Genomic DNA, 22338 nt, shown 5'->3' with positions numbered 1-22338 from the left:
TATTGGGTTACTCTTTTAATTACAAACTGCGATGACAGTTGTAAGGAGACCCTGTATGGCTATGTATAAAAATATGCTGGTCGTCATCGATCCAAACCAGGACGATCAACCAGCATTACGGCGAGCTGTTTATTTGCATCAACGGATTGGTGGCAAAATTAAAGCCTTTTTGCCAATCTATGACTTTTCCTACGAGATGACTACCCTGCTGTCGCCAGATGAGCGTACGGCAATGCGTCAGGGGGTCATCAGCCAGCGAACAGCATGGATCCGTGAACAAGCAAAATACTACATCGAAGCAGGGATCCCTCTTGAAATAAAAGTGGTATGGCACAACCGTCCCTTTGAAGCCATCATCCAGGAAGTCATTAGTGCTCAGCATGACCTGGTCCTCAAAATGGCACACCAACACGACCGCCTAGAAGCCGTAATTTTCACGCCTACCGACTGGCATTTATTGCGCAAATGTCCAAGCCCGGTATGGATGGTTAAAGACCAGCCATGGCCTGAAGAGGGTAAAGCGCTGGTTGCGGTGAACCTCGCCAGTGAAGAGCCTTATCACAACGCGCTCAATGAAAAACTGGTCAAAGAGACGCTGCAACTGGCAGAACAGGTTAACCATACTGAAGTGCATCTGGTTGGCGCCTACCCTGTTACGCCAATCAATATCGCAATTGAACTACCAGAGTTTGACCCCAGCGTTTATAACGACGCGATCCGTGGACAGCATCTGCTGGCCATGAAGGCGTTGCGCCAGAAATTCAGTATCGATGAGAAAGTGACGCACGTTGAAAAAGGATTGCCTGAAGAGGTCATTCCTGATTTAGCCGAGCACTTGCAGGCGGGTATTGTAGTACTGGGTACCGTCGGTCGTACCGGTATTTCTGCCGCGTTCCTTGGTAACACCGCTGAACAGGTTATCGATCACCTACGCTGCGACCTGCTGGTCATCAAGCCGGATGAATATCAGACGCCAGTTGAACTGGATGATGAAGAAGACGATTAACCACACAACTCAATGCCGGATGGCGATCTCATCCGGCATAACAAACGCTTAGTGTTGCTCTTCGCCGCCGAGGAAATAGATTCCCAGCGGGATAGCCAACAGAATCGTAAACACCATGCTGTAGACACAAATCATTGCCGATTGAATAGCGTACATTGAAGCGGTCCAGTCGGATAGCGGAATGTCATACTGTTCAATCACACCACCGATCGTCGCTCGCGTCACGACCGACGCTGCGATAATAAACACCCCAAGCAGGCACAACAGAAACTTCCGTCCCTTCGCTGTCTTCAGCTTAGCCATGATCATAGTACTGTCCTTTTGCAGATGAAAACCTTGTTACTTTGCGCTAACAATACCATGACATCAACTGACTGTCTGCTACATAAACCGCTTTCAGTGGTGGATACCAGCGCTATTTCGCCGAAAATAGCGCTAATTGCATTATATATCTCCCCTATGGATTAATGATCTGACCGCCAGAACTGAGTAAAATATTCGAGGATTAGGATATCAGAAGATATTTCACTACCACGGAGCTGTTGGAAGAATCATGATCGCTGAACTGTTTATAAATAATGCGTTTAATTTGACGGTAATTCTCAGCTGCTGTGCCGCGCTGGTTCTGATGAGCGTCTGGTATCATCGTGGAGAGCGTCGCTGCAAAGGATTCATATTTCATGCCGCGCAATTTCTTGTCTATGCCATTATCATCGGGACGTTAGGCAGTATTGCTAATAACGTTATCGAAAATTACAGCCTGAAATTTATCTCCTCCAGCGTGGTCGACTTTATCTGCACCTCGTTTATTGCGCTGATCCTTACCATCAAACTTTTTCTGGTAATTAATCAGTTTGAAAAGACGCAGATTAATAAAGGTAGAGATATCACCAGCGCGAGGATCCTGTCGCGAATCATCAAGATTACCATCGTGGTTGCCATCATTTTGCTGTATGGCGAACATTTCGGAATGAGCTTATCCGGCCTGTTAACCTTCGGCGGCATCGGCGGTATCGCTGTAGGTATGGCAGGCAAAGACATTCTGAGCAACTTTTTCTCAGGGATTATGCTCTACTTCGACAGACCCTTTAGCATCGGCGACTGGATCCGCTCCCCGGACCGCAATATTGAAGGTACAGTTACGGAAATCGGCTGGCGAATGACCAAAATAAACACCTTCGATCATCGTCCGTTATATGTCCCAAACTCGATTTTCTCCTCTATCAGCGTAGAAAACCCAGGAAGGATGACGAACCGCCGCATCAAAACGGTGATCGGGTTACGATATGAAGATGCTGATAAAGTCAGTGCCGTTGTCGAGTCGGTCAGACAAATGCTGCAAAACCATCCGGGAATAGACCAGAAACAAACCCTGCTGGTTTATTTTAATGAATTCGCCGATTCATCGCTGAATATCATGGTGTATTGCTTCACGAAAACCACCGTGTGGCAGGAATGGCTTGCGGTACAGCAGGACGTTTATTTAAAGATTATTTCGATAGTCAAGGCACACGACGCCGACTTTGCGTTCCCCAGCCAGACGCTGTATATGGATAATCCTGAAGTATCGCCATCGACACACTAACAAAAGAAAAGGCGCGGAAATCCGCGTCTTTTTTCTGCACTTATTTCAATGAGGCAATATCAATTACAAAGCAGTACCAGCGCCAGCGTTGGAATATACGGATTCAGGTCATGTAGATACGGGACTGTATCAATAATCAGCTCAAACTGATTCACTTCGGGCATCGGATTCTTTACCTGCAGAACGCGTGCCCCGCACAGCTCAGGGGAGCAGGTTGTACTCAGCGTCGCTTACCGGTTCAAGCCACTCGTTCGATGCGCCAGCTGCCGGGATTTCCACAGCGATATGGGCAAACCAGCTATCACGCGCGGCGCCGTGCCAGTGTTTCATTCCCGCCGGGATGTGTACGACATCACCGGTTTTCAGTTCACGCGCCGGTTGATTCCACGCCTGATACCAGCCTCTGCCGCCGGTCACCAGCAAGATTTGTCCCCCTTGATGATGGATATGCCAGAAGTTACGACAGCCCGGCTCAAATGCTACGTTACCAATGACCACGCCTTCCATGGAGAGCATAGTCAGATAGCTGTCGCCAGTGAAATATTTCGCATACGCTTCATTTTTCTCTCCGCGAGGAAAGACGCTGTTACCATCAAATTGTTGACTCATAATCTCCGCGCCGGCGCTGGAGACGGTATTCCGTTGATTTTGCATTTCGACTCTCCAAAACGGTGGCAGCACGCGCCACCGATGCTGAAAACTATAAAAATTATAGAGACTCGACAGGCGGGTGATTAGAGGTGAAAAGAAGGACAACCTTATGAATCATGCTCATCAATAGTCGGTAACAGGTACAACATTTCTACTGGAGATGGCGTGAAGCCTTAGGCCACAATTTCAATCAAATTGCCGTCAGGATCGCGTATCACCGCTTCGTAATAGCCATCACCGGTGGTGCGCGGGTCAGAAACTAATATCCCCTGTTCTTTTGCATGCATCGCCATGGCATCAACGTTTTCACTGCCGCCAACTGAAATGGCGAGATGCACCCAGCCTGAGGTGTTATTGTCGGGAGCATGTTTTGTCAGTCCAGGCTTAGTCATTAACTCAATCGCGATATCCTCACCAATTTTGACAAAATAGGATTCAAATCCAGGATTGGTTTTACTGCAGTATTTTTCGTTGATCTTTGCGTCAAAAAACGTGACCCAGAATTGAGCTTGTTGCTCAAGATCCCGTGTCCATAACGCCACATGCGCAACCTTCATAGCTAACCTCTTCTTGTTGTATCCAAACAATAGGTTCCCTAAAGGGATGTTGACATCGTGAACCATAATGCACAATTATGCTTGTTATTGCTCGATGTTTATTTCACTGGAGTATTGATGCTCGATTACGCAGCATTCCCTGAACAGCGCCAGGCGCTTATCTATCAGATCCTGCAGGAAAACGGCAGAGTCATCTGTTCCGAACTCGCCAGCAGGTTAGGCGTTTCGGAACATACAATCCGCCGCGACCTGCATGAACTGAGTAAAGACGGCGTGTGTAAAAAAGTCTATGGCGGCGCGGTCATTGCACTCCCTGAATCCGAAGACATCACCGTGCGCAAGAGTATTAATGTGGCGAAAAAGAGCAATATCGCGCAGAGATGCGCCCGGATGGTCAAATCCGGAAGCTGCATTTTTATCGACACGGGCAGTACTAATCTGGCGATGGCTGAAGCCCTACCCGCCGAGCTGGCGTTAACTGTGGTAACAAATTCCCCGGAGATTGCCGCCGTTTTACTAAAAAAACCACTGTTTGATGTCATTATGCTGGGCGGCGCGGTGCAACGATCTTCTGGAGGGTGCGTGGGTGCCACCGCTATCTCGCAGGTGCAGGGCATTTTATTCGATCAGGGATTTATTGGCGGCTGCGCGATGTCGCCAGAATCCGGCTTAACCGGATTTGATTACGCGGATTGTGAGTTCAAAAAAGCGGTGATCAAACAGTGTAATGAAACTATTGTCGCGCTGACGGCTGAAAAAATCCCGGCTGTCGCCCGTTATGTCGTTACCGAAAGCAGCAATATCGATGTAATTGTCGTCGAGGAAAATATCAGCAAAGAGTATGCCACGGCGTTTCAGGCGCACGACATTCGTATTTATACAGTGTAACCCATTCTATTGGGTGATACCTTTTCCATTGCTTTCATGACTCACCTTCTCCACAGCCTTGTCTGTTCGGGAAATCGCCAATGCAACGTCCCGAACATGCCAGCGATATCAGTGCTTCACAATATACATTGTGCGGCTATAAGCCACATCTTCAGGGTTAGTAATCGGATACCCTTTCAGCCACGGTTTAATTAAACGCCCGTTGGTGTACTGATAAATCGGCGCAATGGGAGCCTGTTCCATCAGAATGTTCTCCGCAGCGTTATAATCAGCATTGCGCGCTTTCTGCGTATTCTCCAGGGTTGCCTGGGTCAACACTTTATCGTACGCCGGATTATTAAAGCGGGAGATATTGCCCGTATGGGTTGATGTTAATAGCGACAGGAACGTAGATGGCTCATTGTAATCGCCCACCCACGAGGCGCGGATCACATCAAAATTGCCGGTATTGCGGCTATCGATATAAGTTTTCCACTCCTGGTTTTGCAGTTTCACGTCAACGCCGAGATTTTTCTTCCACATAGACGCGACAGCAATAGCAATCTTCTGATGATTTTCAGAGGTGTTATACAGCAGCGTCAGTTTAAGTGGTTTCTGTGGACCATAGCCCGCCGCACGCAGCAGCGTTTTCGCCTGCGCGTTCAGCTCTTCCTGACTCATTTGCTCAAACGGTGAAGGTTCCGGCACAAACCCTGCCGTTACATCCGGCGTAAAATGCCATGCGGGCTTTTCGCCGGTACCCAGAACTTTCTCCGCCATCAGGCGACGATCGATAGTCATGCTGAGCGCCAGGCGCACGCGTGAGTCGGCAGTCGGTCCCTTCTGGGTATTAAAGGCATAGTAGTAAGTGCCAAGCTGCGGCGGGGTGTAAACCTGGCCCGGGATGTCCTTCAACAGTTTCTGATACATGTTTTTCGGGAACGACTCGGTAATATCGATATCACCAGCAAGATAGCGCTTGGTCGCTGCCGATTCCTGGTTAATAGGCAGGAAGGTGACTTTTTGCAGCACCGTTTTGGCGTTGTCCCAATAATGCGTGTTCGGCACAACGTCCAGTTTTTCGTTCACCACGCGATCTTTGAGCACATAGGCGCCGTTACCAATTAGATTGCCTGGTTTGGTCCAATCTTTACCGCTCTCAACGTTAGCTTTTTGTACCGGATAGAAAGCAAAACTCGCCGTCAGATTAGCAAACCAGGGCAGCGGTTTATCCAGTTGGACCTTCAATGTACGCGCATCGATCGCGCTAACGCCGAGCTTATCTGGCGAGGCTTTTCCATCGATGATCGCCTGTGCGTTGTTAATACCCGCCAGCGCAGCAAACCAGGCAAACGGCGACAGCGTTTTCGGGTCAACCAGACGCTGCCAGCTATAGACAAAATCCTGCGCCGTTACCGGCGTACCATCTGCCCATTGCGCATTGTCGCGCAGCGTAAACGTCCAGATACGGTTATCGTTGCTTTTCCACTGAGTGGCAACACCGGGCACAATCTCGCCCTTCTCATTCTGGTTGACCAGCCCTTCAAATAAATCACGAATAACCTGAATTTCAGGAAGCCCGACGGCCTTTGCCGGATCCAATGACGCCGGTTCGTCTTTGATATGACGCACCAGTTCTTGTTTTTCTGCCAGTACCGTTCCGCTGGGAACATCAGCAGCCCAGGATAATGAAATGCTGCTTACCAATAGCGCACAACAGGTTACTGAAACAGAATGCTGCATAAAATACCCTCAATTCCGGCTACTAAGTGAATGTGTAATTATTTGTATCGCCAGCAGGAAATGCAATTAACTTTCGACAAGGAAATAATATTACATCTGAAAAGATAAGTGTGTGAAAACGATTTGATTATCCATACATTTTGCACAACACTGCGAGTAACAATCCACGCATTCAGAGATGACTATGACCGTTACCCGACCCCGTGCCGAGCGCGGCGCATTCCCACCTGGAACCGAACATTACGGACGTTCATTATTAGGCGCGCCGCTAATCTGGTTTCCCGCAATGGCGGCCGATCGCGAAAGCGGTCTGATACTGGCAGGAACGCACGGCGACGAAAACGCATCGGTCGTCACCCTTTCCTGCGCATTGCGTACGCTTAACCCTTCCTTACGTCGTCACCATGTGGTGCTGGCGGTTAACCCTGACGGTTGCCAGCTCGGGCTGCGCGCAAATGCGAACGGAGTGGATCTAAACCGTAACTTTCCCGCTGCCAACTGGAAAGCGGGTGAAACGGTGTATCGCTGGAACAGCAGCGCAGAAGAACGCGATGTGGTGTTGTTGACCGGCGAAAATCCGGGCTCAGAACCAGAAACCCAGGCGCTGTGCCAGCTTATTCACCGAATTCATCCTGCGTGGGTGGTCTCTTTTCACGATCCGCTGGCCTGTATTGAAGATCCCAGGCGCAGCGAATTAGGCGCGTGGCTGGCGCAGTCGTTTGAATTACCTCTCGTCACCAGCGTAGGTTATGAAACGCCCGGCTCATTTGGAAGCTGGTGCGCAGACCTGAACTTACACTGTATAACCGCCGAATTTCCGCCCATCTCTTCAGATGAAGCGAGCGAGAAATACCTGCTGGCCATGTCCAATCTCCTGCGCTGGCACCCTAGAGATGAAGTTGTCCGGTCGTAAAATGCAGGGCCGGCTCCGCGTCGCTGGCAAGCCAGGTAGGGCCATCAAGATCGGCAAAGTTAACCTGCGGCGTAAGGGGTAACGCCGCGCCAATCGCCCGGGAAGTACACAACATGCAGCCCAGCATTAGCGCAAATCCCTGCTCGCGGGCTTCGGTTGCCAGCGCCAGCGCCTCCGTCAGGCCGCCTGTTTTATCCAGTTTGATATTGACCATTTCATAGCGCCCGTGCAGCGCTTTCAGGCTGCTGCGGGTGTGGCAGCTTTCATCTGCGCAGATCGGCAGCGGATGCACAAAATTTTCCAACGCGGCATCGTCCTGCGCTGGCAGCGGCTGCTCCAGCATCGCCACCCCTAAATCAGCCAGAAGCTGGCAGCGTGCCGCCAGACCTTCTGCCCGCCAGGATTCATTGGCGTCGACAATAATCGTGGCATCAGGGACTGCTGCACGAATAGCAACCATCCGCTCGCTAATCAAGCGCGCATCCAGTTTAACTTTTAGCAGTTTCGCGCCATTTTCCCACAGTGCAGCCGCACTCACCGCCATTTGTTCCGGCGTGCCAATTACCACGGTTTGCGCCGTCGTCACCACTTCCGCCAGCTCACTTCCCACCAACTCTGCCAGTGACAGTTGCTGTTGACGCGCACTCAGATCCCACAACGCGCAGTCCACAGCATTACGCGCGGCTCCCGCTGGCAGCAGCTTTTGCAGCTCTTCACGCGTCAGTCCATTTTCCAGTTGTGGGGCAATGCTCATAATTTGCGCCAGCACTGAGGCATCGCTTTCACCATAGCGCGGATACGGTGTGCACTCGCCAATACCCGTGACGCCGTTTTCTGCCACTTCAACCACCACCACATGCGCTTCGGTTCTGCTCCCACGGGCAATAACAAAGGGAGTGTGCAGCGGCCAGGCTTCCTCATACACCTTAACTGTTCTCATTTGCTTTCCTTAATGCAGTCCCTGAAGCGGATATCCGCAAATAGCGTTTGCCGTGTTAACTGCTGATGGCATAAACTAGCCTCGACGTTAACTATATGTAAACAGGAAGATAACCATGTCACAAACCGTTCATTTCCAGGGCAACCCGGTTACAGTTGCCGGCTCAATTCCTCAGGCTGGAAGCAAAGCTCAGGCTTTTACCCTTGTGGCTAAAGACCTGTCTGACGTTACGCTGGGCCAGTTCGCAGGCAAGCGCAAAGTGCTGAATATTTTCCCAAGCATCGATACCGGCGTTTGTGCGGCATCGGTACGTAAGTTTAACCAACTGGCGACAGAAATCGACAATACCGTCGTACTGTGCATTTCGGCCGACCTGCCATTCGCCCATTCACGTTTTTGCGGCGCGGAAGGTCTGAGCAACGTTATCACGCTGTCCACCCTGCGCAACGCAGAATTTCTGAAAAACTACGGCGTAGAAATCGCTGAAGGCCCACTGAAAGGTCTGGCCGCACGTGCCGTGGTCGTTATTGATGAAAATGACAACGTCGTTTTCAGCCAACTGGTCAATGAAATCACCAACGAGCCAGACTACACTGCTGCGCTGGACGTACTGAAAGCTTAAGCCACGTCTTGCACATACGGAGGTAATGAATCTGTTGCCTCCAGCGTATTGCTACGTTCACCTCATGTTTGTCACTTCTCTGAGGCAATACGACCTGTGAACGTGTTAAGGGTACTATCGCCGTACCCTTAACAATCCCGGCTCCCGGCGGGAAAATTGCCGCTCCGCGGTCCCCTCCGTTTATTCCTCCAGGCTACCGGGCCGGGCGCGAGGTAGCGTCCCTGCAAAACGCGCCCTGAACCCGCATCCCTGCGGGTTCTCCCGGCCTTACGGAAACACGTCGGCAATTTTCAGCCGGACCAGCCCACACCTGACTACCTGCGTTTTTTATCTGAATAGCAAAACAGAGTTAACTGGAAGTCAGTGCGTTGCAGCGATGACCCCGTCCGGCTGAAAATCGATGAGGCGTTGACGGCTGACCGGGTTTGCCCGCAGGGATGCGGGCAGAGGGGACGGCCTGCAGGGACGCAGGCTCGGCCCCGACCCGACAGGCAGACGGCATAAGACGAATGAATCGCGCAGCGACGATTTTCCCGCCGGGAGCCTGGGTTGCAAGGGAAGCGGCGGTGAGCCTCCCTTGCACGTTCACAGGTATCTGCGCTTCAGAAAAGTAATACCACTGAGGTGAACGGAACCCTGAGCCGAAATCACATGTTCTCCATAATGCTTAACTGACAAGTATTACTCCGGCCAGGAGGCATTTTCATTTACCGCGTTACTCTTCGCTTTTTTTCTGCTGGCTCAGGCCGTATTCACGCAATTTGTTGGCAATCGCGGTGTGCGAAACGCCGAGGCGCTTGGCCAGTTTGCGCGTGCTGGGATAATTCATATAAAGCTGCGTCAGCACAGAGCGTTCAAAGCGGCTGGTAATTTCATCCAGCGATCCTTCCATCACCTCTTCTCCGACCGCAACCGTTGCCGCATCGTAATCCGGCAGTAAAATATCCTGCGGCCGCAGCTCATAGCCTTCAAGCTGGGTCAGCGCCCGGTAGATGGCATTTTTAAGCTGACGCACGTTGCCCGGCCAACCGTAGCGGGTTAACACCGTGCTGAGATCGGCAGATAGCTTCGGACGCGGCACGCCCTGCTCGTCGGCGAAGCGCGCCACAAACAGTTCGGTAAGCGGCATAATATCCTGCGGGCAATCGCGTAGCGGCGGCAGATTTAGCGTCAGTACATTCAGACGATAATAGAGATCTTCACGGAAAAGCCCTTTCTGCACCATTTCCACAAGGTTCTTTTGCGTCGCGCAAATCACGCGGACATCAACATGAACTTCGTGATCTTCTCCCACGCGGCGGAACGTGCCGTCATTGAGAAAACGCAGCAATTTGGTCTGCATACGCGGCGACATTTCGCCAATTTCATCTAACAGAACCGAGCCGCCATTCGCCTGCTCAAAGAAGCCTTTTTTGCCTTCCGGGGCATGGCCAAACAGCTCACTTTCGACCGCATCCTCAGGAATTGACGCGCAGTTCAGCGCCAGATACGGCTTCGACGCACGCGGGCTTGCCAGGTGGCAGGCATGGGCAAAGAGATCTTTGCCGGTGCCGGTATTACCAGTAATCAGCAGCGGCGCACTCAGTGTCGCCAGCTTACGCGCCTGTTCCACTACGTGTTTCATTTTGGCGCTGACGGCAATAATCTGGCTAAACGCGCTCAGATCCTGCGTAGTCATATTTTGCAGCTGACGCCCCATCCGGATGGTGGAGCGCAGCATGACAACAGCACCGGTCAGCATCTGCTCCTGATTTTCACCCTGCAAATGGACAGGCGTAATCTCCATCAGGAAGTTCTGTCCGTTAATTACGACATGCTCGCTATGAGAATCCTGCGGATTGCTTTCGAGCCAGCGCTGGAAGTTAAACCCATTGATTAACTGGGCGGCGGTATGATTGCGCATCCGATCCTGAGTGTGCGCGAAAAGCTGACAGCTCGCAGGGTTCGCCATCTCGATTTTGCTTTTCATATCCAGAGAAAGGACCGGTTCTGGTAACGCCTCAAGCAGCGCACTCAACGCAAGATGTTCTCGTTCGGAAGGCATCCAGGGCACGGTACGCACATCCGTAACCCCTGAAATACGGCGGATTTCAGCCATCAGACTACTGAAGTTGGTGAACTCCAGTTCCGCAAAATTGAGGTAAATCCGCCCGATGGGGTCAATCTCGATACCGCGTAAATCAATGCTTCTCAGCACCAGTAAATCGAGCAATTCGCGGGTCAGACCAAGTCGGTCTTCACAAAAGACTTCCAAACGCATAGGAACCTTCACCTGGACAAGGGATTATGTATTAAATGATAAGACAGTATTGGGTTTGCAGGAAGAACTCTGTCAACAAATATTGACAGCTCGCTGGAAAATCAGGCGCCGGGACGTAAAGTTAAACGACTGGCGCCCAATTTTTAGCTAACTTTCGCGCGGAGATTTGTTCTTTTGTAAGGTTTCTTTCACCTGACCAATTAGTTGACGGCGAAAATCGCCCAGTCGTGGCTTATCGTCATCGATCCACGGTAGCGGTCGGCAAAGTTCCATGGCTTTAATACCCAGACGCGCCGTTAATAACCCCGCGCCAATACCCTGCGCGGCACGCGTCGATAAGCGGGCGGCTAAATCCTGCGACATCCAGTCCATTCCCACTTCCCGCACCAGCTCACTGGCCCCGGCAAAAGCGATATTTAGCAGCACCAGGCGGAACAAACGCAGGCGGCTGTAATAACCGAGTTCAATGCCATACAGCGATGCAATGCGATTAATCAGCCGCAGGTTTCGCCAGGCAATAAACGCCATATCCACCAATGCCAGCGGACTGACGGCAATCATCAGCGTGGACTCCGCCGCTGAACGGCTAATCTCACGTCGGGCCTGCGCGTCCAGCACCGGCTGCACAAGATGGGCATACAGGCTGACGACTTCGCGATCGTTCTGCGTTTCATGAATTGAGGCATACCAGCGCTGTAGCGCCGGATGGGACTGATCGATACCCGCCTGCTGCGCCAGCTTTTCACAAAATGCACGACCTTTTCCGGTTCCATGGCTGTGGAGCAGATCACGCGCTTCATCGCGCTCGTGTGCACGCTGGCGCAAACGCCATAGCCGACGCCACTCGGTCGCAACCGATCCGACACCTGCGCCGATAATCAATGCGCCAGCGGCACATCCTCCCAGCGCGACCCAGTCCTGAGTTTGCCAGGCATTCATGGTCCATTGTACGCCCTGAGCGACAACGCTCGCGCCAAACAGCGCCAACCCGCCCATCACCATTTTGCGCCACAAACTGCGTTTGGGGCGTAGGGCCGCATCAATGACGGCCTCAGCCTGACCTTCGTCTTGCAGAGGTTCATCCACTGTCGCCGGAGAAAAAGTCTGCGCCTCTGTTTCATTGAACATCTGCTGCGCTTTAAACGCCGCGTTTTGTTGCACGTCTAGCGGACCTGAGAAATCGATACGCGGTTTTAACGGCTCGCTCATCGCAATTTATCTCCTATTAAAAACTCCATCGCGGCATCAAGACGAATATGCGGTAAGGGTTTATCAACATCCATAACCTGCGGGCGAAACGCCTCAAACTGAAAGCCCTGGCTGTCCCAGAATGCTTGTCCAGGTAAACGCGCGGGCACTTCCCCCGGATAAACGGTTAGCGGTTCACCATCGCTCAGACGATGACCACGCAGCGCCGGGATCTTTTCGCCCTTCACATCGATCAGGCCGCTGGTGGTTGCCTGTACTGATGCCAGTCCCAGACAATCCATGCTGATACCTTCGAACGCAGCGTTTTGCCAGGCGTCCTGGATCAACTGCTGCAATAACGACACCATATTGGCGTGCTGATCGACCGTGACGTGGTCGGCTTTGGTGGCGGCAAACAGCAGTTTGTCGATCACCGGGGAAAAAAGCCGACGAAACAGCGTACGCTGTCCGTAATGGAAGCTTTGCATCAGTTGGGTGAGTGCCAGACGCATGTCGTTAAACGCCTGTGGCCCGCTATTGAGCGGTTGCAAACAATCGACCAGCACAATCTGACGGTCAAAGCGCAGGAAGTGATTCTTATAAAATCCCTTCACGACTTTTTCACAGTAATAATTAAACCTGTCGCGCAGCATGCCCGCATTGGTGTGTTTGTCTGCCTGCGCCAGCTTCGATTCCCCCCAGGCATCAACGTCCGGCCACGGGAAGAACTGCAGCGCAGGCGCGCCCGCCATATCTCCAGGCAGAACAAAACGGCCCGGCTGAATAAAATGCAGTCCCTGCTGCTTGCACTGGTGCAGATACTCCGTCCAGGCGGCAGCGATTTCCGCCAGACGGTTTTCATCAGCAGGCGCCAGCGGATCCAACCCCTGGCATAACTGCCGCCATCTTGCCGACCATTCGCCCCGCTGTCCCTGTAATAATCCGGTCATTTGCCGCGACCAGCTGAGATAATCCTGGGCCAGCATCGGTAAATCGAGCAGCCACTCCCCCGGATAATCGACGATTTCCAGGTACAGCGTGGAGGTGTCTTTAAAGTGGCGCAGTAAAGAATCATTGGATTTGTAGCGCAGCGCGAGGCGTATTTCACTCACACCGCGCGTAGGTGTCGGCCAGGTCGGCGGAGAGCCATACAGCTGCGCCAGTCCCTCATCATAGGTAAAGCGCGGAATACCAAAATCGCGTTGTAGAACCCGTTTAACGCCGAGCAGACGCTCTTCGCGCACGCAACTGAGCAACGGCAGACGCGCACCGGCATGAATATTGAGTAACTGGTTTACCATCGCGGTGATAAACGCCGTCTTACCGCTACGGCTAAGTCCGGTGACAGCCAGGCGCAAATGCCGGTCTACGCCGCGATTAACCAGCGAATTGAGTTCATTTTTAAGTCGCTTCATCGCCATCCCGTTTTGCTGAAGGAACCGAAGAAATTATAACAAACAGGAAGTAAAGATAGGGGTCAATTCTTACTTATCAACTACCTGATCTGTAACAGGCGGCATTATTCTTACCGCCTGGAGCAGAAGGAATGCGAGCGGTTTATTGATTCTCTACTTTAGGAAGCGCTATCTGATTGATGCCACCTTCGTTGGTCACCTGCGTGTAGCCCATTTCCGTCAACATATCCTTCGCCTGCCCCGATTGACGCCCGGAGTTGCAGTACAGCTTCACGGTGTCGGTCTTATCAGGAACTTCAGCAGCGATACGCGCCTTCATCTCTTTTAATGGAATGTTGACCGCCCCCTGAATATGCTGCTGTTGATACTGTTCAGGAACGCGAACATCAATCCAGTGCTCGGCTGCAAAAACCGGCATGCCGATGACCAGTGCCAACGCTAATACGCCTTTTTTCAACATAATATCTTCCTGACTGATAGTTGGATTTAACCAACACACTATACGCCAGTTCTTAAGAAAATATTGCGACCGCATTATCACCCTCGGCACCCGTGGACGACTCTTCCTCTGGTTGCGCATACTGCGGTTAGTTTTTTGATTTTTCTGCCCGCATTCCGATATTGTTGTCATTCGCCAATTAACTCCATAATATGTTCGCCATTGACTCTCGGACGGAGCTTGGGATCTATGTCTCCTACCATTTATGATATTGCACGAGCCGCTGGCGTATCAAAATCCACGGTATCGCGCGTGCTTAATAAGCAAACCAATATCTCGCCGGAAGCGCTTGAAAAAGTGCTGCGTGCTATTGATGAGTTACAGTACCAGCCCAATAAACTTGCTCGCGCACTCACCTCTTCCGGGTTTGATGCAATAATGGTGATATCTACCCGTTCAGCAAAAACAACCGCCGGTAATCCGTTTTTCTCTGAAGTGCTGCATGCTATTACTGCCAAGGCTGAAGAGGTCGGTTTTGATGTCATATTACAGACGTCGCGAAGCACTGAAGATGATTTACAAAAATGTGAGAGCAAAATTAAGCAGAAATTGATCAAAGGTATCATTATGCTGAGTTCTCCCGCCGATGAATCTTTTTTTGCGAGGCTGGATAAATACAACGTACCGGTCGTGGTTATTGGAAAGGTTGAAGGCGACTACGCCAATGTCTATTCTGTAGACACAGATAATTATCGCGACAGCATTACGCTAACTGATGCGCTGATTGAGAGTGGACACCGTAATATAGCCTGTTTGCACGCGCCGCTTGATGTTCATGTTTCTATCGATCGCGTTAACGGATATAAAGCCAGCCTTCAGGCGCATAATATTAAAATGCGCGATGAATGGATTGTTGACGGGGGCTATACCCATGAAACAGCCCTGCTTGCTTCACGAAAATTACTGAGTCAGCAGCCGTTACCCGACGCCGTATTTGCCACCGACAGCTTGAAATTAATGAGCTTATATCGCGTGGCGGCTGAGAAAAATATAACCATCCCGCAACAACTTGCCGTTGTGGGCTACAGTAATGAGCTGTTGTCTTTTATGCTCACGCCCGTTCCTGGGGGAATTGATGTGCCTACCCAGCAGTTGGGTGAACAAAGCTGTAATTTATTATTTAACCTGATTGCGGGCGAGAAAGGATTACAAAATATCACGGTGAGCACACAAATATCGCTGGCCGACTCACTGGTGTAAAAACTGGGGCATAAATGCCCCAGTATATTTTAGAATGCGTAGTTCACGCCTATACCAGCATAATGGAATCTGTCGCTTTCACCTTCGTCGTGATCTTCCCACTCATAGGCATACTCCAGTGACATTGATAAACCATTCTGGAAATCATATGCATACAGTAAACCGAGACGATTGAAATTATGGCCTTCACGTTCCGGATCATCTCGCCAGTCCCAGTTTGACCAGCGATCAAGCCCCAGACGGGTATACGGCGTCAGGGTGGTATTGCCTAAAGACAACGGTAAATATGCACGAATTTCCTGGGTTGAGAACTCACCATTATTGCGCGAATCAGCCAAATTAAAGCCGCGCTCAAGGTAATAGTTGACCGTTAAGCCCACCGTTTCGTTAAACCTGTAATTCAGACCGGTCTCGCTTTCGACACGACTATCGGAGTAGCCAGTAGTATTCAAATCATTAACGAATTGATACATCGACAGCCAACCGCTAAAGCGCAGGTCGTCGGTCAGTTTAACATCCCAGTCCGGCTGAACTTTCCAGCGCTGCATATTAGCGGTGTCGTTTCCTGGTTCATTGACATAGTGATAACCGTAATTACGGAAGCCACCGGTCAAACCGAAATTAACATCCTCACTTTCCAGAAATTGATAGCGAATTTCCAGTTCCGGACGATCAAACCAGGTACCACGCTTACCTTCGCTGTAATCAACCGGTCCTTCCTGATAATAGGCCAGCGATATTTTCCATGGCCCATTAGATGCGTTGAAATAGACGGACGGCTCAGCCAGTCCATCCATATCTTCGCCCTGACCTTCAACGTTTTCTATTTCGTACATAGCACCAATATTAAAGTGCCAGTCATTATTTTCAGCAGCCTGCGCGCAGGCCATTCCTGCGCTCATAATCAGCGCAGTAGCGGACAGTAGGGTTTTCATTATTATTCCTTGTTAAAATACTCGCAAAAATGCCCCAAGGCTTGGGGGGGATTTATCCCCCCGGAATTTTATTGAATAGCCACTTCAGTTTCAGCATCAAAGAAATGGCATTTCGCCATATCAAAATGAATAGTGATATTTTCTCCTGCATGATAATCATTCACTGCCCCAGCACGGACCACCAACTCATGCCCCCCAACAATGGTATAAAGCATAAATTCAGCGCCGGTTAATTCTGCAACGCTAATTTTTGCCGATATACTATTTTCGTTATTAAGCTGCGGGTGTATATCTTCAGGACGAATTCCCAGAGTGACCGCCTGATGTTCATAACCCTGCGCTTTTAATTGTGCTAATTTATTTTGTGGAATCGTTAATTTCAGTGTTTCAGTAACAAACTTATCACCATCAATCGCGCCACGAATAAAGTTCATGGCCGGTGAGCCAATAAATCCGGCGACAAACATATTAGCCGGGTGGTTATAAACCGTTTTCGGCGCACCAACCTGCTGAACAATGCCATCCTTCATAATCACAATACGCGTCGCCATAGTCATGGCTTCGGTTTGATCGTGGGTAACATAGATCATGGTGGTATTGAGTTTCTGATGCAGTTTGCTAATTTCAGCCCGCATCTGAACGCGAAGTTTGGCATCGAGATTCGATAAGGGTTCATCCATCAGGAAGACCCCCGCTTCACGAACAATCGCACGCCCCAGCGCCACACGCTGACGCTGACCACCGGATAACGCGCCGGGTTTACGCTGCAGATAATCGCGCAGGCCAAGGATCTGCGCCGCCCAGTTGACGCGCTCCTCAATCACAGCAGGCGCTATTTTCTGCATTTTCAGACCAAACGCCATGTTGTCATAGACGGTCATGTGTGGGTACAACGCGTAGTTCTGAAAAACCATCGCAATGTTGCGTGATTTCGCCGGCACATCGTTCATCCGTTTACCGTCAATCAGCAGATCGCCGCCGCTGATCTCCTCCAGACCGGCGATCATGCGTAACGTAGTTGACTTCCCGCAGCCGGAAGGTCCAACAAAAACAATAAACTCTTTATCTTCAATTTCCAGATTGAAGTCTTTAACGACGTGTACCTGGTTGTCGTAAATTTTTTGAATGTGTTGCAACGAAAGCTGTGCCATGTTGAATCCTTTACTTGTCGTGTTGCCAGAAAGCCGATAAGCACGGCCACGTCAGAAATTCGGTTGCCGGAAGCAGCAAGTCTGCCCCATTCAGCCCTTTACCGATGCCGACAGAAAGCATGCCGCAGGCGTTGATTGCATCAATTCCCGCTTGTGCATCTTCTATGCCAATACATTGTTGCGGGTCAACGCCAAGACCCGCGCAGGCTGCCAGGAAAATTTCCGGATCCGGTTTCGAGCGGGTGATCAATGCCGCATCCGCACAAAAATCAAAGCAAGAGCTAAGATTAAGCGCTTGTAAAATAGCCGGGGCATTGCGCGACACAGAGGCCAACCCCACCGGAATCCGTTCTTCCCGCAACGTCATCAACAGCTCACGTATTCCCGGTAATACCGAGTTAACCGTCAGCTGGCGCAAAGAATGGACATACAGTCTGTTTTTTCTCTCGGCCAATTGTGCGCAGGCCTCGGGAGAAAACGCCCCCGCCTTCCCACCATGGTGCAAAATACGCTGTAGTGATTCGCCGCGACTAATCCCTTTCAGGCTGTCATTAAATACTTCGTCGATCACAATCCCTATTTCATCGGCTACCTGCCGCCAGGCCAGAAAATGCAGATGCGCGGTATCGGTAATCACGCCATCCAAATCAAAAATGATGGCCTGTGGTTTGAGTATCATTCATCGCCCCTTTCTGTGGTAGCGGTCCCATAAGTGGGCGAAATAATGGCGTCATTGCGGATTACGGTTTCCCCCTGCACGGAGACCTTTTCACCATTGACCCAAAGGACAATCTGCTCAGTGCTGTTAATACGGATTTCAGCCGCATTAATGATTACCTGCATATCGATGCCCTGCCAGCGCAGCGGGAAAGACAGCGTTTGCCAATGAGTCGGTAAGGCAGGAGCAAGGTGTAACTCCCCGTGGCGAATATTCACGCCGGCAAAACCCTGGATTGCACCCAGCCAGATGGCGCCCGTTGCCGCAGCATGAATGCCGTCATCGCAGCTATGTGGGTCCTCCCCGAGATCGATAAGCGACCCTTCACGCCAGAACCGATAGCCCTGTGCCGGATCACCGCAACGCGCTGCCACAATCCCGTGGATCGCTTTACTCAACGAGGAGTCATGAATTGTGCGCGGCTCGTAAAAGCGCAGGTTTGCCAGACAGGTTTGCGGGCAAAATTGCTCCGGTAACATGTAGGTCAGCATCACCACATCGGCCTGTTTGAGAATTTGCATCTCATTGACTTCTGCACGGGAGTAATCGAGCAAAATCGTCTGCTTGCCCGCTTTGGCTTTGTACTGTGACAGATCGATAGCCGGTTTGCTCAGGAAGGTATCGTCCTGAGGTAGCACGCCATCGGGCTGAACTTCCGGTCGCCAGAGATGCTGTAAAAAATACTCTGCGCGGTGAATAAACGTCTCATCACCGCAGCCCAACCGACGGGCAAAGCCCAGCGCCTGTTCCACGTTGTACCAGGCCATGTAGTTGGTGAACGCGTTGTTGTTCACATGCTCAGTGTATTCATCCGGGCCAATCACATCGTGGATCTCTAAACGATCATTAACCATGACCGCCCTGCTGATCCAGAACTTCGCCGTTTCCAGCAGCAACGTCATTCCCTCACGGGACATGAAGTTTAGATCCCCTGAGGCATGCCAGTAATTGACTACCGCCCAGGCAATATCCGCCACGAGGTGATGTTCAGCCTGCGCGGAGGCCACTTTCTGACGCAGTCCGGTACGGATGTTGATCGCCGCAAATTCAGGCGTTTCCTCATCACCGCTGCGAGCGCTTTCCCACGGGAAAAGCGCTCCCTGCCAACCGTTACGGCGGGCTTTCTCACGCGCCCCCGACAGATTATGCCAGCGGTAACGCAACAAACTTCTCGCGGTTTTCGGCTCGGTAAAGAGATGAAACGGTAACAGAAAGACCTCGGTATCCCAGAATATGTGGCCTTTATACCCTTCCCCCGTCAGACCTTTGGCCGCAATACTGCTGCGCTCATCGTGGTCAGGAGTCATCACACGCAGATGATAGAGCGCATAGTCCAGCGCTCGCTGATCGCTGGCATCAGTGCTGGTGACCTGAACGCGACGATTTTGCCACCAGGCATGCCAGTTAGCAGCCGACTCCGCCAGCAGAGCGTCATAGCCCTGCTGCGCGCACGCTTCCAGGTTGCGCAGCGACTGGCGTCCCCAGGTCTCAAGCGACAGGCTGCGTTCGCTCGCCCAGTCCACCCAGCTAATTTTTGTCAGCGTGACGCGCTGTCCGGCTTTCGCCTGCACGCTGTTGTGTTGTAACAGCCGACGTTCTTTCGCGGTGAAGCAGCGCTGCGCTGCACCGTCTACATCGCAATACGTGGTGATAGCGATATCATTGCGGTTGTCCTGGGTGGTGTAAATCCCTTGCATAAGATGCTGGCCAAAGACCCGGACCTGCGTTTCATCCAAATGCTGACGACCATGATTGGTCATCGTGGCGTCAATTCCGGTCGAGATACCAATGCTGGCATCGCCGTCCAGTGGCGTGACGACAACTTCCATAGCAAAAAGCGGCAGTTTTTGTGCCGAGACAAATCGCCGGCTCTCAATGGCAAAACGCGCCCCGCCAGACGCACGCCAGGTAAGCGCACGGCGTAATTCCCCACTGGCAAAATCCAGTTCACGTTGCCAGCTTTCGATAACGCCGCTGGTGAGCGAGAAAATCTCACCATTGAGTGAAATCTCCACCCCCACCACATCAGGCAGATTAACCAGTTCATTAATCTCGCCTTTCCCTGCCCGGTGATACAGTCCAGCAAGGTACATGCCGCGAGTTTGTAAGGTGTAGGCTTCCTCGTGGCTGGCGCGAATCCCCATATAACCGTTACCGGTCGTCATGAGGGACGCATATTTATTCAGGTTGTGTGGGCAAAAAGCCGGTTCAGTTAGCATTACTGGCCTCGTCATAAGTCTACGTAGGTCCCTGTTTCAGCCGATTGATACAGTGCGGCAACCAGTTGTTGAATAACGACGCCTTGCTCTGCGTCAGCAATAGTGACAGGCTCGCCCTGGACATGATTCACAAAAGCTTCCATGCTGCGATAATGTCGATTGTCATCGGCCATTTCACGCTGAAGCAGTACGTCAAGCGTACCCTCACGATCGGTATAAACCTGGGCTGGGAATAACGTCGCCCCTGCCAGATCGCCGCAGAAATTTACGTTCATAATCGATTGTTCCGGGATATTCAGCGCGAAAGAGGTTTCCAGTCGCAGGATACCGCCGTTATGAAATTCAATCGTCCCGAACAGAGAATCCTCCACGGTATACGTCTCGGGATCCCATTTCCCAAACTGGCCGCTGTTTTTACGCGTGCCAATGCGTTGATAACTGTGTGCGTTAACACGCTTTACTGCCGGAAACCCCAGCACATACATGGCGGCATCAAGCATATGGATGCCGAGATCAATCAGCGGCCCGCCGCCCTGCAGTTCTTTGTTGGTAAATACCCCCCAGCCGGGCACGCCGCAGCGGCGCAAAGCGCGGACATTAGTGACATAGATTTCACCCAGCACGCCGGCCATCACCTGCTCACGAAGCAGCTGCGTATCCAGTGCGAAACGATGATGAAAATCATAAGCCAGAACTTTCCCCATTCGACGCGCCGTGTTACACATTTCCAGCGCCTCGGCTGGCGTCATCGCCGGAGGTTTCTCACACATCACATGGCATCCGGCGTTCAGCGCCAACATGGTGTGTTCATAATGAAAACGATTGGGTGAACAGATGCTGACGATATCTGGCTTAGCCTCGCGTAGCATCGTCTGAGGATCGTCCCAAACCTGCGGATTGCCGTATTTCTCTGCCAACGCCTGCGCCTGTGACAGGCGGCTGTCACAGACAGCCACCAGTTCCAGATCGTTGCGGGTGCAGTAGTACGAAGCATGAACTTTATCCGCCACCTGCCCGGCGCCGATAATGGCGATGCGTAGCGGAGAGCTTGTCAGTGCACTTTTCACAGAAATCCTCTTAGCAGGTACGCAGCCAGGCCAGTGACTGACGGTACGCTTCCGGCAGGTTCTCTGCCCGTACACGCCCTTCGTACACGACGTAACCCTGATAATTATCTTCACGCAACTGATCAAACAGCGCAGTGAAATCCAGCGTACCGCTCCCCGGCTGATAACGATGGTTATCCGCAATATGGACGTGTCCCAGCAGATCGCGATTGTCATGCAGCGCCTGAGCCATATCGTCTTCTTCGATATTCATATGGTAAAAATCACCAATGATTTGCACATGCTTCAGGTTGTTTTCCACGATATAGCGACGGGCATCCGCCAGGGTGTTGATCATATGATCCTGATAGCGATTAAGCGGCTCCAGATACACCACCGTCCCCGTACGCTCGGCAACTTTATCGAGATAAATCAATGAATCACTTACTGCTTTACGATCACCCGCCAGGCTGCGCGGAGAGGTCATCGGCGGTAAGCGGAAGGTAAACATGCCCCATGCAGCGGGTACAATAATGCCCTGCCCACCGACTTCGGCCAGCGCTTCGAGAATGCGGGTAATCTGCTGTAAGCCATTCAAACGACGCTCTTCGATAAAATCACCGATCCAACCGTCATATCCTCCACAGGCGGTGGTGACGGGCAGGCCTGTTTCTTTGATTGCTGCTTTCACTTCTGCCAGGTTGTTAACCAGCAGCTTGCCGTCAATTTCAAAACCGTCAAACCCCATCTCTTTGATGTAACGGAATTTCTCGAGAATATTTTCCGGAAAAAAAGCCTGGTTCTGTGTTCCAATTTTCATCTT

At 51.4% G+C, this 22338-nt stretch carries 21 protein-coding genes; 6 read left to right on the top strand and 15 right to left on the bottom strand.

What is annotated here, in order from left to right:
* Window positions 1–55 precede the first annotated feature (55 nt).
* A complete protein-coding gene (gene uspE / locus HV345_RS11575; RefSeq protein ID WP_016153204.1) occupies window positions 56–1006 on the top strand; it encodes a universal stress protein UspE in 951 nt (316 codons plus the stop codon).
* A gap of 48 nt (window positions 1007–1054) precedes the next feature.
* Here the strand turns inward: uspE and HV345_RS11570 are convergent, their stop codons facing one another.
* On the bottom strand, window positions 1055–1315 hold the full coding sequence (locus HV345_RS11570; RefSeq protein WP_003020403.1) for a DUF2534 family protein: 261 nt from the start codon (window positions 1313–1315) through the stop codon (window positions 1055–1057).
* A 244-nt stretch (window positions 1316–1559) separates the two neighbouring features.
* Here HV345_RS11570 and HV345_RS11565 point away from each other — a divergent pair, with 244 nt between their 5' ends.
* A complete protein-coding gene (locus HV345_RS11565) occupies window positions 1560–2591 on the top strand; it encodes a mechanosensitive ion channel family protein (RefSeq protein WP_181636649.1) in 1032 nt (343 codons plus the stop codon).
* 201 nt (window positions 2592–2792) lie between these two features.
* Here the strand turns inward: HV345_RS11565 and HV345_RS11555 are convergent, their stop codons facing one another.
* A complete protein-coding gene (locus tag HV345_RS11555; RefSeq protein ID WP_172976620.1) occupies window positions 2793–3200 on the bottom strand; it encodes a cupin domain-containing protein in 408 nt (135 codons plus the stop codon).
* Between the two features lie 215 nt (window positions 3201–3415).
* The gene (locus HV345_RS11550) at window positions 3416–3799 is read right to left on the bottom strand and encodes a VOC family protein (protein WP_181630555.1); all 384 of its coding nucleotides are present in this window, start codon (window positions 3797–3799) and stop codon (window positions 3416–3418) included.
* A 117-nt stretch (window positions 3800–3916) separates the two neighbouring features.
* Here HV345_RS11550 and HV345_RS11545 point away from each other — a divergent pair, with 117 nt between their 5' ends.
* Window positions 3917–4687, top strand: coding sequence for a DeoR/GlpR family DNA-binding transcription regulator (locus HV345_RS11545; RefSeq protein WP_065554831.1), 771 nt, complete (start codon window positions 3917–3919; stop codon window positions 4685–4687).
* A 108-nt stretch (window positions 4688–4795) separates the two neighbouring features.
* Here the strand turns inward: HV345_RS11545 and mppA are convergent, their stop codons facing one another.
* A complete protein-coding gene (gene mppA / locus HV345_RS11540; protein ID WP_016153209.1) occupies window positions 4796–6409 on the bottom strand; it encodes a murein tripeptide ABC transporter substrate-binding protein MppA in 1614 nt (537 codons plus the stop codon).
* Between the two features lie 184 nt (window positions 6410–6593).
* On the opposite strand from mppA, the gene mpaA reads away from it, so the two are divergent.
* Entirely contained in the window at window positions 6594–7322 is a 729-nt protein-coding gene (mpaA, locus tag HV345_RS11535) for a murein tripeptide amidase MpaA (protein ID WP_016153210.1), read from the top strand.
* Here mpaA and ycjG read toward each other — a convergent pair.
* Window positions 7297–8262: an L-Ala-D/L-Glu epimerase gene (gene ycjG, locus HV345_RS11530; protein ID WP_016153211.1), complete on the bottom strand. Its 966-nt coding sequence runs from the start codon at window positions 8260–8262 to the stop codon at window positions 7297–7299. The genes mpaA and ycjG overlap by 26 nt on opposite strands.
* Window positions 8263–8377: 115 nt before the next feature.
* Here ycjG and tpx point away from each other — a divergent pair, with 115 nt between their 5' ends.
* Window positions 8378–8884, top strand: a complete 507-nt coding sequence (gene tpx / locus HV345_RS11525; protein WP_016153212.1) for a thiol peroxidase — start codon at window positions 8378–8380, stop codon at window positions 8882–8884.
* Window positions 8885–9599: 715 nt separating this feature from the next.
* Here tpx and tyrR read toward each other — a convergent pair.
* From tyrR to pspE, 4 genes are all read right to left on the bottom strand, one after another.
* Window positions 9600–11144 (bottom strand): transcriptional regulator TyrR, encoded by a 1545-nt coding sequence (tyrR, locus tag HV345_RS11520; RefSeq protein ID WP_016153213.1) that lies wholly within the window; start codon window positions 11142–11144, stop codon window positions 9600–9602.
* A 147-nt stretch (window positions 11145–11291) separates the two neighbouring features.
* Window positions 11292–12353, bottom strand: a complete 1062-nt coding sequence (locus HV345_RS11515; RefSeq protein WP_181636648.1) for a YcjF family protein — start codon at window positions 12351–12353, stop codon at window positions 11292–11294.
* Window positions 12350–13747, bottom strand: coding sequence for a YcjX family protein (locus HV345_RS11510; RefSeq protein WP_181636647.1), 1398 nt, complete (start codon window positions 13745–13747; stop codon window positions 12350–12352). Before HV345_RS11510 ends, HV345_RS11515 begins: the two co-directional genes overlap by 4 nt.
* A 142-nt stretch (window positions 13748–13889) precedes the next feature.
* The gene (gene pspE, locus HV345_RS11505; protein ID WP_016153216.1) at window positions 13890–14207 is read right to left on the bottom strand and encodes a thiosulfate sulfurtransferase PspE; all 318 of its coding nucleotides are present in this window, start codon (window positions 14205–14207) and stop codon (window positions 13890–13892) included.
* Window positions 14208–14435: 228 nt separating this feature from the next.
* Here pspE and HV345_RS11500 point away from each other — a divergent pair, with 228 nt between their 5' ends.
* Window positions 14436–15446 carry a LacI family DNA-binding transcriptional regulator gene (locus HV345_RS11500; protein ID WP_016153217.1) on the top strand — a complete coding sequence of 337 codons (1011 nt, stop codon included), beginning with the start codon at window positions 14436–14438 and terminating at the stop codon, window positions 15444–15446.
* Between the two features lie 29 nt (window positions 15447–15475).
* Here the strand turns inward: HV345_RS11500 and HV345_RS11495 are convergent, their stop codons facing one another.
* The 6 genes from HV345_RS11495 to HV345_RS11470 form a co-directional block, all read right to left on the bottom strand.
* Complete coding sequence (locus HV345_RS11495; RefSeq protein WP_016156630.1) at window positions 15476–16381, bottom strand: OmpG family monomeric porin; 906 nt, start codon at window positions 16379–16381, stop codon at window positions 15476–15478.
* A 68-nt stretch (window positions 16382–16449) separates the two neighbouring features.
* The gene (locus HV345_RS11490; protein ID WP_016153219.1) at window positions 16450–17532 is read right to left on the bottom strand and encodes an ABC transporter ATP-binding protein; all 1083 of its coding nucleotides are present in this window, start codon (window positions 17530–17532) and stop codon (window positions 16450–16452) included.
* Window positions 17533–17542: 10 nt separating this feature from the next.
* On the bottom strand, window positions 17543–18211 hold the full coding sequence (gene pgmB, locus HV345_RS11485; RefSeq protein ID WP_181636646.1) for a beta-phosphoglucomutase: 669 nt from the start codon (window positions 18209–18211) through the stop codon (window positions 17543–17545).
* Window positions 18208–20484, bottom strand: a complete 2277-nt coding sequence (locus HV345_RS11480) for a glycoside hydrolase family 65 protein (protein ID WP_181636645.1) — start codon at window positions 20482–20484, stop codon at window positions 18208–18210. The genes pgmB and HV345_RS11480 overlap by 4 nt, the downstream gene beginning before the upstream one ends.
* Window positions 20481–21536, bottom strand: coding sequence for a Gfo/Idh/MocA family protein (locus tag HV345_RS11475; protein ID WP_016156633.1), 1056 nt, complete (start codon window positions 21534–21536; stop codon window positions 20481–20483). Before HV345_RS11475 ends, HV345_RS11480 begins: the two co-directional genes overlap by 4 nt.
* A 10-nt stretch (window positions 21537–21546) precedes the next feature.
* Window positions 21547–22335, bottom strand: coding sequence for a sugar phosphate isomerase/epimerase (locus HV345_RS11470; protein WP_016156634.1), 789 nt, complete (start codon window positions 22333–22335; stop codon window positions 21547–21549).
* Window positions 22336–22338 lie beyond the last annotated feature (3 nt).

The sequence above is a fragment of the Citrobacter sp. RHBSTW-00986 genome, assembly GCF_013783065.1.
GTDB lineage: Bacteria > Pseudomonadota > Gammaproteobacteria > Enterobacterales > Enterobacteriaceae > Citrobacter > Citrobacter braakii.
The sequence above is the reverse complement of the archived record's forward strand: the minus strand, read 5'-3'. Positions and strand labels throughout refer to the sequence as shown.